General features: G+C 69.5%; 8 protein-coding genes and 1 pseudogene. 7 read left to right on the top strand and 2 right to left on the bottom strand.

The features are described from left to right. Nucleotides 1-313: VOC family protein (locus JHN45_RS17960; RefSeq protein ID WP_201049713.1), on the top strand; the 313-nt coding region annotated here is incomplete at its 5' end. An 11-nt stretch (nt 314-324) separates the two neighbouring features. Here JHN45_RS17960 and gndA read toward each other — a convergent pair. After that, a pseudogene (gene gndA / locus JHN45_RS17955) lies at nt 325-1494 on the bottom strand (NADP-dependent phosphogluconate dehydrogenase); the annotation flags it as partial. Between the two features lie 254 nt (nt 1495-1748). On the opposite strand from gndA, the gene JHN45_RS17950 reads away from it, so the two are divergent. Further along, a complete protein-coding gene (locus JHN45_RS17950) occupies nt 1749-2972 on the top strand; it encodes a transglycosylase family protein (protein ID WP_200709839.1) in 1224 nt (407 codons plus the stop codon). Here the strand turns inward: JHN45_RS17950 and JHN45_RS17945 are convergent. After that, entirely contained in the window at nt 2962-4086 is a 1125-nt protein-coding gene (locus JHN45_RS17945) for a DMT family transporter (protein ID WP_200709838.1), read from the bottom strand. The two genes, JHN45_RS17950 and JHN45_RS17945, sit on opposite strands and share 11 nt — an antisense overlap. Nucleotides 4087-4295: 209 nt before the next feature. Here JHN45_RS17945 and JHN45_RS17940 point away from each other — a divergent pair, with 209 nt between their 5' ends. From JHN45_RS17940 to JHN45_RS17920, 5 genes are all read left to right on the top strand, one after another. Next, nucleotides 4296-5045: a (2Fe-2S)-binding protein gene (locus tag JHN45_RS17940; RefSeq protein WP_201049712.1), complete on the top strand. Its 750-nt coding sequence runs from the start codon at nt 4296-4298 to the stop codon at nt 5043-5045. Nucleotides 5046-5084: 39 nt separating this feature from the next. Next, the gene (gene glgA / locus JHN45_RS17935; protein ID WP_201049711.1) at nt 5085-6236 is read left to right on the top strand and encodes a glycogen synthase; all 1152 of its coding nucleotides are present in this window, start codon (nt 5085-5087) and stop codon (nt 6234-6236) included. A 51-nt stretch (nt 6237-6287) separates the two neighbouring features. Beyond that, nucleotides 6288-7508 carry a glucose-1-phosphate adenylyltransferase gene (gene glgC / locus JHN45_RS17930; protein WP_201049710.1) on the top strand — a complete coding sequence of 407 codons (1221 nt, stop codon included), beginning with the start codon at nt 6288-6290 and terminating at the stop codon, nt 7506-7508. A gap of 145 nt (nt 7509-7653) precedes the next feature. Continuing rightward, the gene (locus JHN45_RS17925; RefSeq protein ID WP_201049709.1) at nt 7654-10269 is read left to right on the top strand and encodes a PA14 domain-containing protein; all 2616 of its coding nucleotides are present in this window, start codon (nt 7654-7656) and stop codon (nt 10267-10269) included. Between the two features lie 17 nt (nt 10270-10286). Further along, entirely contained in the window at nt 10287-12596 is a 2310-nt protein-coding gene (locus JHN45_RS17920) for a GH92 family glycosyl hydrolase (protein ID WP_201049708.1), read from the top strand. Nucleotides 12597-12682 lie beyond the last annotated feature (86 nt).

Raw genomic sequence — 12682 nt, 5'->3', positions numbered from 1 at the left:
CGGCGATCCTGCGGCCCTCAGCTCCTGGTACCGCGACTGTCTCGGTCTCGACGTCGACGAGCACGGGCTGTGGCAGCAGGAAGCCGGGCCGACGGTGTTCGCGGCCTTTCCCGCCGACACCGACTACTTCGGGTCCCGTACGCAGCAGACCATGCTCAACTTCCGGGTCCGCGACCTCGACGCGATGCTCGCGCAGTTGCGTGCCAAGGGTGCGGACGTGGATGCGGAGACGCAGGACATGGACGGCGTCGGACGGTTCGGCTGGGTCACCGACCCCGAGGGCAACCGCATCGAACTGTGGCAGCCCGCCTGACCGGCGCTTCACGCAGGCGGGCCCGCACGGNCGTCGTACGCGGCGCGGATGCGGTCGAGGAAGGCCGCGCGGATGATGCAGCCGCCGCGCCAGATCGAGGAGACCGCGCCGAGGTCGACGTTCCAGTCGTACTCCTCGCTGCCCGCCGCGATCTCGTGGAAGCCCTGCGTGTACGACACGATCTTCGACGCGTACAGCGCCTGCTCGACCCGGTCGGCGAAGGCCGCCGCCTCGGCCTCGCCCAGGGGGGTCGCCGTCGGTCCGGCCAGACCCCGTGATGCCTCGCGCAGGGCCGCGTGTCCGGAGAGGGAGCGGGCGAAGACCGCCTCGGCGATGCCGGAGACCGGGACGCCGAGGTCGAGGGCGATCTGGACCGTCCAGCGGCCGGTGCCCTTCTGCTCGGCCTGGTCGACGACGACGTCCACGAACGGCTTGCCGGTGGCCGCGTCCACGTGGGACAGCACCTCAGCGGTGATCTCGATCAGGTAGGAGTCCAGCCGGCCCGTGTTCCAAGTGCGGAAGATGTCGGCGATCTGCGCGGGGGAGTACCCGGCGACATCGCGCAGCAGCTGGTAGGCCTCGCCGATCAGCTGCATGTCGGCGTACTCGATGCCGTTGTGCACCATCTTCACGAAGTGCCCGGCGCCGTCGGGACCCACATGGGTCACACAGGGCGCCCCGTCCGCGGCCTTCGCGGAGATCTTCTCCAGCATGGGACCGAGCGAGTCGTACGACTCCTTCGGGCCGCCGGGCATGATGCTCGGGCCGTGCAGCGCGCCCTCCTCGCCGCCGGAGACGCCCATGCCGACGAAGTGGATGCCCTGTTCGCGCAGGTCGCGCTCGCGACGCCGGGTGTCCGCGAAGTGGGCGTTGCCGCCGTCGATGATCATGTCGCCGGGTTCGAGGAGCGGGGCGAACTCCTGGATCACCGCGTCCGTCGGGTCACCGGCCTTGACCATGATGACCAGGCGGCGCGGACGCTCCAGCGCGGTCACGAAGTCCTTGGCCGTCTCCGCCGCGATGAAGTCGCCCTCGCCGCCGAACTCCTCCACCAGGGCGTGGGTGCGGGACGCGGTCCGGTTGTGCACGGCGACCGTGTAGCCGTTGCGCGCGAAGTTCCGGGCGAGGTTGCGGCCCATGACCGCGAGGCCCGTGACGCCGATCTGCGCTGAAGTGCTCATTCGGTTGGCTCCTAAGGATCAGGAAATCAAGCCTAAAGATCAGGAAGGTCCTGAACGTCGGTGGTACCGGTCGTGCTCGCCAGTATTGCCGCTCGGTCCATCCTGGCCTGCCGGTACCCCGACCGCACGTGCTCACCGCAACCGGAGGGGCCCGCTCGCCACTTGAGCCACAGGGCGGCCGGTTGCCGTCTTGTCATGGCCTGTTCGTGGCGCTTACTTTTGGCCCTCCTGACGTATGTCGAGGGGGATTCTCCATGGCCGTACGCGGCCGGCACCGCCGGTATCAGCCGAACAGGATCAACCGTTCCTCGCTCCTCACGGTCACGGCGGGCGGTGCGGGCCTCGCGATACCCCTCGTCGGCGCCGGTGCGGGCAGCGCCCAGGCAGCCGATGTGAGCACCTGGAACAAGGTCGCCGCCTGCGAGTCCAGCGGCGACTGGAGCATCAACACCGGCAACGGGTACTACGGCGGGCTCCAGTTCACCCAGTCCACCTGGGAGGCCTACGGCGGTACGGCGTACGCGAGCCGCGCGGATCTGGCCACCCGGGACCAGCAGATCGCCGTGGCGGAGAAGGTACTCAAGGGGCAGGGACCCGGCGCCTGGCCGGTGTGCTCGGTGCGCGCCGGGCTCACCCGGGGCGGCGACACCCCCGACATCCACGTCGGCGGCACGAAGACCACCGACACGGCCAAGACCAAGACCAAGGCCGAGGACGCCAAGGCGCAGACCGTCAAGCGGTCCGTGAAGGACGTACAGCCGCAGACCACACCGCAGTCCCGCGCGGGCACCGTCGAGATGTACACGGTGGTGCGCGGCGACACCCTCTCCGGGATCGCCGAGACCGAGCGCGTCGACGGCGGCTGGCACGGGCTCTACGCCGCGAACCGTACGACCGTAGGCGACGACCCGGACCTGATCCTGCCGGGCCAGCGGCTGAACCTGCACGGCAAGGCCGACACCACGACCCGCACCACGACGAAACCGGCCACCAAACCGGCCACCAAGTCCGCGACGAAGAAGGCCACTTCGCACACCGCGGAGAAGAAGACCACCACCAAGAAGTCGACGAGTCACTCCCTCGTCGCCCCCGTCGACGCCCCCATCGGCACGGCGTACCACGCGGAGGGCTCCGCCTGGTCGAAGGGCTACCACACCGGCGTCGACTTCCTTGTCCCCACCGGCACTTCGGTGAAGGCCATCGAGGCCGGGCAGGTCGTCACCGCGGGCTGGGGCGGCTCGTACGGCTACCAGGTGGTGATCCGGCACGCCGACGGGCGGTACTCGCAGTACGCGCATCTGTCCGCGATCTCGGTGCGGGACGGCCAGTCCGTCGGCGCCGGACAGCGCATCGGGCGGTCGGGGTCCACCGGCAACACCACGGGCCCGCATCTGCACTTCGAGGTGCGGACGGGGCCCGGGTTCGGTACCGACATCGACCCGCTCGCCTATCTGCGGGACGGCGGCGTCAGGATTTGACTCGTGTGCGATGCCGGTCGTGGACCGGCATCATCACGTACAGCCCGGCGTGGAACGGGCCGAAGTAGCTCGGCGCTTCGGCCGACCCGGCCGGTTCCAGGGTCCCGTAACCCTCGTCGGCCGGGATCGCCGCCGGGGCCGGGACGAGGATGTCCCCGCCCGTGATGCCGAGGTCCGCGTCGACGTTCGCGCTCACGTCGACGGGCTGTCCAGGGAGGGCGTCCAGCAACTCCTCGATGGGCGACGGCGCGACGGGAGTCGCCGCGGGGGAGTCCGCGTGCTCGCTCTCCAGCCGCTCCGTGGTCAGCAGGATCAGGCCACCGGCGGCGACCACTCCGGCGCTCAGGGCGAGCAGGGTGCCCGTCGTGCCGTAGCGGAAGGTCTCGCCGAACATCGTGATGCCGACGACGGCCGCCACCACCGGGTTCACCACGGTCAGGACCGCCAGCGGAGCCGCCAGGCCCGCGCCCCGGTAGGAGGCCTGCGAGAGCATCAGACCGGCGACCGCGAAGACGGCGATCACGGCCAGGAAGGGGATGTCGGACGCCGATATCGCGCCGTTGTCCCAGTCGACCGTCACCGTCTTCGTGAACACCGAGGACATGCCGAACGCTATGCCGGACGCCGTCGCCAGCAGCACGCTGCGCACCGCCGGGTGCCGGTGTGCCGCGCGGCCCGCGATCATCAGGGTCACGACCACCGCACCGGTGAACACCGCCACGGACACCCGCTGGGCGGTGCTCAGCGAGTGGCTGTCGGACGCGCCGACCAGGGACAGCAGACCGGCGAGACCGATCGTCGCCATGATCGCGCCGCGCCAGGCGGTGGAACCGGCCTTGCGGCCGACGAACAGGGCCGCCATCGGCAGCGCGAACACGATGGTCAGCGCACCCAGCGGCTGCACCAGGCTCAGCGGGCCGTAGGCCAGCGCCACCACGTGCAGCAGACCGCCCGAACCGTTCAACGCGACCGCCGCCCACCAGCTCGGGCGGCGCAGCGGCGCGTACTCCTGGTCGGGAGAGGACACCGCGACGCGCTCCTGCACGATCGCTCCGCCCGCGTAGGCCACGGCGGAGACGAGCGACAGCACGATGGACAACGCGAGGGCGCTCATCGGCAGCTCCTCTGCGTCAGGCGGGTACCTCTGGCACCACGCGGCGAACGGTCGGCTTTCATACAGAACACGATGCCGCGTGATGTTCTTCCCGTCGTCGTACCTGAGCACCGATTGGGTAGTACTGCCGATGGAGTACGAAAGGCCCTCTGTCCTCCCCAAGGTGGGTGACACCGGACGACACCCCCTGGGTGAAACCCCTAAGAGCCTTGGTACTACTGCTGTTCGTGGACCTCGACCCCGAACTCGCCGCGCTCCGCGCCCTCGGTGGCTTCTTCGTACTACGCACGGGCGCAGCACCGAACGGCCCGCTGCCGACGCTCGCGACGATCTACGAAAACCCCGTGTCGGATGTTTACGGAAATTCACTGACTTTCCGTGTCCATAACGTCGCGGAGCGTCTCCGGGCCCCTGAGCTGCGGATTGCCGCCTCGGTCGCACAGCAGGCGCTCGCGGCCCGCTTGTGGTCGGCGGCCCTCGGCTGCGCCGCCCTCTACGGCCGCATCCCGGACCTCGACCCGCGCCTGCTGCACTGGGACGCGGGCAGCGCCGCACCGGACGACCTGTGGCTGGCCGAGGTCCGCCCGCTGCCCGTCGACGCGCTGGTGGACGTCGTGCTCCACGGCCACCTGGAACCCCTGAACGCGGCCCTGGCCGCCCACCACCGCATCTCCGCCGGCCTGCTGTGGGGCAACGCTGCCTCCGCGCTGGCGGGCGCGGCCCGCGAACTCGACCGCTGGGCACGCGCGCGTGGCCGTCCGGAAGTGGCCACGCGCGCGCGTGCCCTCACCGCGGAACTCCTCGCCCACCCCCTCCTCGCCGACACCGGAACCCTCACCGGAACCGCCTTCCGGCGCCGCAGCTGCTGCCTCTACTACCGGGTCCCCGGCGGCGGGGTCTGCGGAGACTGCTGCTTCACACAACCGCCCGGCTCTTCCGCGAAAGCCGCTTCTGGGTGACCATGAGTGCAATCAGCCGCTGAGAACAAGGGGTTACGGGTGCGAGTGGGACTGCTGACCCGGGAGTACCCGCCGGATGTGTACGGCGGCGCGGGCGTCCATGTGGAGTTCCTGGCCCGGGAGTTGAGGCCCCTGGTCGACCTGGACGTGCACTGCTGGGGCGAGGGCCGCACGGAGGGCGTCGTACGCCACCGCTCCTGGCCGACCCTGGACGGCGCCAACGACGCCCTGCGCACCTTCTCCGTGGACCTCTCCATGGCCGCCGCCCTCGAAGGCCGCGAGCTCGTCCACTCGCACACCTGGTACGCCAACCTCGCCGGCCACTTCGCCAAGCTCCTCTACGGCGTCCCGCACGTGATGACCGCCCACTCCCTGGAGCCGCTGCGCCCCTGGAAGGCCGAGCAGCTCGGCGGCGGATACGCCCTCTCCAGCTGGGCCGAGCGCACCGCGATCGAGGCCGCGGACGCCGTGGTCGCCGTATCGGGCGCCATGCGCGAGGACATCCTCGCCTGCTACCCGTCGCTGGACCCCGCCGCGGTGCGGGTCATCCACAACGGCATCGACACCACGCTCTACCGCCCCGACCACGGCACCGACGTCCTCACCCGGCTCGGCATCGACCCCGACCGCCCCTACGTCCTGTTCGTCGGCCGTATCACCCGCCAGAAGGGCGTGCCGCATCTGCTGCGCGCGGTGCGCGACCTCGACCCGGCCGCGCAGGTCGTGCTGTGCGCCGGCGCGCCCGACACGCCGGAGATCGACCGTGAGTTCCGCGACCTCTTCGAGGAGCTGAGCCGGGTCCGCGAGGGCGTGCACTGGATCCCGCAGATGCTGCCCCGCCCTGAGGTCATCCAGCTCCTCACCCACGCCACCGTCTTCGCCTGCCCCTCGGTCTACGAGCCCCTGGGGATCGTCAACCTGGAGGCGATGGCCTGCGGTACGGCCGTGGTCGCGTCGCGTGTCGGGGGCATCCCGGAGGTCGTGGCGGACGGCGAGACCGGCCTGCTGGTGTCCATCGAGGAAAACTTCGAGGAGAACCTGGCGTCGGCACTCGACTCCGTGCTCGCCGACCCGGAGACTGCGAAGCGCATGGGCGAGGCAGGGCGGAAGCGCGCGGTGGGCGAGTTCGGCTGGGACGCCGTGGCGCTGCGTACCGCGCGGCTCTACGAGGAGATCCTCAAACAGGCTTAGTGTGCGCTGCTCAGGGGCAGGCTGGGGTCAACCAGGGTGAGGGGAGCGGCCATGCGTCGTGGCGGACCTTCGGTGCTCGGGATCGTACTGGCGGGCGGTGAGGGCAAGCGGCTGATGCCCTTGACCGCCGACCGGGCCAAACCCGCGGTCACCTTCGGCGGAACGTACCGCCTCGTGGATTTCGTACTGTCCAATCTCGTCAACGCCGACATCCTGCGCATCTGCGTCCTCACGCAGTACAAGTCGCACTCGCTGGACCGCCACATCACCACCACGTGGCGCATGTCCAGCCTGCTCGGCAACTACGTCACACCCGTCCCGGCGCAGCAGCGCCTGGGCCCGCGCTGGTACCTCGGCAGCGCGGACGCGATCCTCCAGTCGCTGAACCTGATCTACGACGAGCGCCCCGAGTACGTCGCGGTCTTCGGCGCCGACCACGTCTACCGGATGGACCCCCGGCAGATGCTCGCCCAGCACATCGACAGCGGCGCGGGCGTCACCGTGGCCGGAATCCGTGTCCCGCGCGCGGAGTCCTCGCAGTTCGGCGTGATCACCCCGGGCTCGGACGGCCAGACGGTCGAGCGCTTCCTGGAGAAGCCGGCCGACCCGCCGGGCCTGGTCGACGACCCGGAGTGCGTCTACGCCTCCATGGGCAACTACATCTTCACCACCAAGACCCTGATAGAGGCCCTCCAGCGGGACGCCGAGGACATCGGCTCGGTGCACGACATGGGCGGCTCGATCCTGCCCGCGCTCACCGACCGGGGTGAGGCCGCGCTCTACGACTTCAGCGCCAACCACGTCCCCGGCGAGACCACCCGCGACCAGGGCTACTGGCGGGACGTCGGCACCCTGGACGCCTACTACGACGCCCACATGGACCTCATCGCCGAGCGCCCCGCCTTCAACCTCTACAACCGCAACTGGCCGATCTACACGCACTCCGGCCAGCTCTCCCCGGCCCGCTTCAACGCCGGCGGCATGGCCAGCGAGTCGATCATCAGCTCCGGGTGCCTCATCCGCGGTCAGGTCACGCGCTCGGTGCTGTCCCCGGGCGTGGTGGTCGACCCCGGAGCGGTCGTCCAGGGTTCGATCCTGCACGACAACGTCCACATCGGGCGCGGCGCGGTGGTCCGCGGCGCCGTCCTGGACAAGAACGTCGAGGTACCGCCGGGCGCGACGATCGGGGTCAACCCGGAGCGCGACGCCGACCTGTACACGGTCTCCAAGGGGGGCGTCATCGCCCTGGGGAAGGGCCAACTGGTCACGTAGGCACCGAACATCGGCCCCGGTGCGTCCCGACCGCACCGGGGCTTTGCCGTGCCATGACCCAGGATTGTCATGTCCCTGGACGGAAGGCGGAATCCGTGTTGTCATGCCAACTGCTGCCCATGACAACGTTGTTATGGAGGTTCCGTTGCGCATCAGACGTCTCAGAGACCGACTCGCGTTACTGCTAGCGCTGGCACTCGGCATCGCCGCCCTGGCCGCCGTCCCCACCGCGAACGCCACCACCGCCGAGGACCTCGTCGAGATCCACGGCCTGAAGGGCGAGTACTACACCCAATCCGCCCCAGGAGCCTTCGACTTCGCCGACCTCAAGGCCACCGGCGTCGACCCGAACCTCGACTTCGACAACCTGGAACCCCGACTCGCCTTCGCCACCGGCCAGTCGGACGACGTGAGCATCCGCTGGACCGGAAAGATCGTCCCGACGAAGTCCGGCCCCCACACCTTCTCGATCATCGGCGACAACGGCTTCCGCCTCTGGATCGGCGGACAGCTCGCCATCGACCACTGGGTCGACGACTGGGACCACGAACAGACCGCCGCACCCGTCGAGTTGACCGCCGGCACGGCCTACGACATCAAGGTCGAGTACTTCGAGCACTACGGCGGCTCCAACCTCCACCTCCGCTGGACCGAACCCGGCGACACCAAGGTGCCCGTCCCGCAGTCGGCCTTCCGCCTCCCCGACGGCTACGACTACGACGGCGCCCTCGCCACCACGGTCACCCGTACCGGCCGCACCCTGAAACTCGACTTCGCCCAGCCCCTCGCCACACCCCCGGCCGACCTGACCGACCACCTCGAAGCGGTGATCGGCGGCGCCAAGTGGCCCTTGGGGACGGCTCAGTTGGACCCGAAGGACTCGCGGACCCTGCTCGTCCCGCTCACCGAACCCGTCGTCGGCAACAAGACGGGCACCGCCCCCGGCACCGCCGACATCCGCTATGACGGAAACGCCGGCCTCACCGCGTCCAATGGCAACGTTATCAACGCGTTCTGGAGCACCGGCCCGAACCGTTCCACCCACGAACTGCGCACCCAGTGGGCCGACCAGGTCGGCCCGCACAACGCCCTCCCCGAGTACCCCCGCCCTCAGCTCACCCGCACCGACTGGCGCAACCTCAACGGCAGTTGGCAGTTCGCGGCGGCCACGGCGGGTGAACAGCCGCCGGTCGGCCGTGACCTCACCGAGCGCATCCTCGTCCCGTACCCCGTCGAGTCCCAGCTCTCCGGCCTGGAACGGCACGAGGACCGCATGTGGTACCGCCGCACCTTCAGCGTCCCCGCCGACTGGAAGATCGGCTCGGGCAAGCGCCTGATGCTCAACTTCGGTGCCGTCGACTGGCGGGCCGAGGTCTACGTCAACGGCACGAAGGTCACCGAACACCAGGGCGGCTACGACAAGTTCAGCACCGACGTCACCGACGCCCTGAAGCCCGGCCGCACCCAGGAACTGATCGTCGGCGTCTACGACCCCACCGACGCGGCGAACGGCGAGAACCCGCCGATCGGCAAACAGCGCCTCGACCCGAGCGGCATCTGGTACACCCCGACCTCGGGCATCTGGCAGACCGTCTGGATGGAACCGGTCGCCCCCGACCACGTCGACTCCCTCAAACTCACCCCGGACGTCACCAGGAGCCAACTCACCGTACAAGCAAAGGGAGTTCGGGACGGCGTACCGATCACGGCGACGGCGTACGACGGAAAGCGAGCGGTGGCCACCGCACACGGCCGCACCGGCACCCCGCTCACTCTGACCATCAAGAACCCCCAACTCTGGTCGCCCGACAACCCGTTCCTCTACGACCTGAAGGTCACCATCGGCAAGGACCGCGTCGGCAGCTACTTCGGGATGCGCTCGATCGCCGTCGAGAAGGTGAACGGCGTCCCGCGCACGGTCCTCAACGGCAAGCCGGTCTTCATGATGGCCACCCTCGACCAGGGCTTCTGGCCCGACGGCCTCTACACCGCCCCGACCGACGAGGCACTCGCCCATGACCTCAAAGTGCACAAGGAGTTGGGCTTCAACGCGGTGCGCAAGCACATCAAGGTCGAGCCGGACCGCTGGTTCTACTGGGCCGACCGGCTCGGCCTCATGGTGTGGCAGGACATGCCCGCGATGACCGCCGGGGTGAACCCGTCGCCCGCTGCCCGCGCCGAGTACGAGCGCGAGCTGAAGCAGATGATCGACCAGCACATCAGCAGCCCGTCGATCGTCATGTGGGTGACGTTCAACGAGGGTTGGGGCCAGTACGACGAGGCCCGCATCGCCGACCAGGCGAAGGCCTGGGACCCGACCCGGCTCGTCAACAGCATGTCCGGCATCAACCTCGGCGTGGACGGCGGCACCGGCGACATCATCGACGAGCACGGCTATCCCAGCCCCGCCCTGCCACCTCACCCGGACGGTCAACGCGCCCTGGTGAGTGGCGAGTACGGCGGCCTCGGGCTCGCGGTGCCGGGACACGCCTGGTCGGTCCAGCAGTCGTACATCGACGTCGACCCGGCCGCCTACACCGACGACTACCTCGCCAAGCTCGCCGAGGTGCACGCGCTGACCTGCCAGGGCGGCAACGGCGCGGTCTACACCCAGATCTCCGACGTCGAGGGCGAGTTGAACGGCCTGATGACCTACGACCGGCGGGTGCTCAAGCCAGACGCGCGGCGGGTGAAGGCCGCCCAGCAGGCCCTGATCCGCGACGCCTCGCAGGCGACCCCCGCAGGGTGCCCCACCACCTGAACTCCCTTGGAGGACCCATGAGATGGACCCGACGCCTGCGGTTGTGCATGGCGGGGGCGGTGGCAGTCTCCGCGCTGTTCGCCGCCCCCGCCGCAGCCTCCGTCAGCGGTCAACTCACCGACCTGGTCAACCCGTTCATCGGTACCGAGAACGACGGGAACACATACCCCGGCGCCGCCGTGCCCTTCGGCATGGTGCAGTTCTCGCCGGACACCGGCCACAACACCGGCTACGACTACTCCCAGAACCACATCCGCGGTTTCTCCCTCGTGCACCTCTCCGGCGTCGGCTGCGGCCTCGGCGGCGACCTGCCCGTACTGCCCACGACCGGCGAGGTGACACAGACCGACTACGCCCAGTACGCGGCCGAGTTCAGCCACGACGACGAGCACGCGAGCCCCGGCTACTACCAAGTCGGCCTGAAAACAGGCATCGAGGCCGAACTCACGGCGACCGCGCGCACCGGCGTCCAGCGCTATACCTTCCCGGCCACCGACAAGGCCAACGTCCTGCTCAACGCGGCCCAGTCGCTGCACTCCGGCGTCTCCTCGAAGGTGGACGTCCTCGACAACCGGACCGTGCGCACCACCATCACCGGCCGCGGCTTCTGCCAGGACACCAAGCCCTACACCGTCTACACGATCACCCGCTTCGACCGGCCGTTCACCACCTACGGCACCTGGAACGGTCCAACGGTGGCCGCCGGTTCCAGGACCGGGAGCGGCGGCGCGTACGTCCGCTTCGACACGACGAAGGATCGTACGGTCGAGGCGACCACCGCCCTGTCGTACGTCGACGCGCACGGTGCGGCCGTCAACCTCCGTGCGGAGGGCGGGAGTTCGTTCGACGCGGTACGCCACCGGGCCCAGCAGGCCTGGGAGGACCGGCTCGACGACGTCCGCGCCCAGGGCGGCTCGGACAGCCTGCGCCGGACCTTCTACTCGTCCTTGTACCGGTCCTTCCTCGCGCCCAACATCGGCAGCGACGCCGACGGCCGCTACACCGGCTGGGACCAGAAGATCCACCGCGCGAAGGGCTTCACCTACTACCAGAACTGGTCCCTGTGGGACACCTATCGCACCCAGTCACAGCTCCTCGCCCTGCTCGCACCCCGCGAGGCCCGGGACATGGCGATCTCCGTCATCAAGATCGACGAGGAGAGCGGCTGGCTGCCCAAGTGGGGCTACAGCACGGTCGAGACGAACATCATGACCGGGGACCCGGTCACGCCGTTCCTCACGAACGCTTACCAGCAAGGCCTGTTGAAGGGCTACGAGGAGCGTGCCTACCGGGCGTTGAAGCAGAACGCCGACGGCGTGCCGCCCACCGCGTCGGCGGCGGTCGGGCGGGAAGCCAACAAGGAGTACATCGCCGAAGGCTTCGCGCCGTACATCAAGGACCGCCCGCACGTGAAACCCGGTGACTCGGACTACGACCACGGGGCCTCGGCCACACTGGAGTACGCCCTCTCGGACGCGATGCTCGCGCAGATGGCCCGGGACCTCGGGCACGGCGCCGATGCCGCACGCTATGCGGCCCGCGCCCAGAGCTACCGGAACATCTTCGACCCCTCGACCGGCTTCTTCCGCGCCCGCGACGCCTCCGGCGCCTTCGTCGGTCCCGCGGACCCGGCGCAGAGCGAGGGCTTCCACGAGGGCACGTCCTGGCAGTACCAGTGGCTGGTGCTGCAGGATCTGCCCGGCATGGTCGACCTCATCGGCGGACAGCAGGCGGCCAACGCCCGCCTGGACTCCTTCTTCGCCTACGACCAGTTGCTCGCCGACCCGGCGAAGACGGCCCGCGAGGTGTGGGTCAACGGGCCGTACGACTACTACAACGCCGACAAGTACAACCCGCAGAACGAGCCCGACCTGATCGCCCCGTACACCTACCTGTCGACCGGACAGCCGTGGAAGACGACCGACGTCGTCCACGCGGCACTGACCCTGTTCACGGACGGCCCGACCGGTATGACCGGCAACGACGACCTCGGCACGATGTCCGCCTGGAACGTCCTGTCGTCGATCGGGATCTTCCCGGTCCAGCCCGGCTACGACACGTGGGGTCTGTCCACGCCCGTCTTCGAGCGGGTCGACCTGACCCTGGACCGCCGCTACTACCCGCACGGCGCCCTGACCATCAAGGCGCCCGGCTCCTCCGCCGGCGACCGCTACATCCAGGCGGCCCGGACGGACGGGACGTCGTACGACCGCACCTACCTCACGACCGGGCAGCTGAGGTCCGTACGGTCGGTGGACTTCACGGTCGGCCCGCACCCGTCGGAGTGGGGTACGTCACCCCAGGCGGGACCACCGGCACTGAAGTGACCTCAGGCGCCACTGGAGTCCCGCCCCTCCCACGGGGGCGGGACCGGGGCCGGATGTAATCTGCTGTTAACTGTGCGTAGCTTGAT

Origin of the sequence: Streptomyces sp. MBT53, from assembly GCF_016654115.1 — a bacterium.
GTDB lineage: Bacteria > Actinomycetota > Actinomycetes > Streptomycetales > Streptomycetaceae > Streptomyces.
Note: the sequence above shows the minus strand (reverse complement) of the source record. Positions and strands in the feature narration are given on the sequence as shown.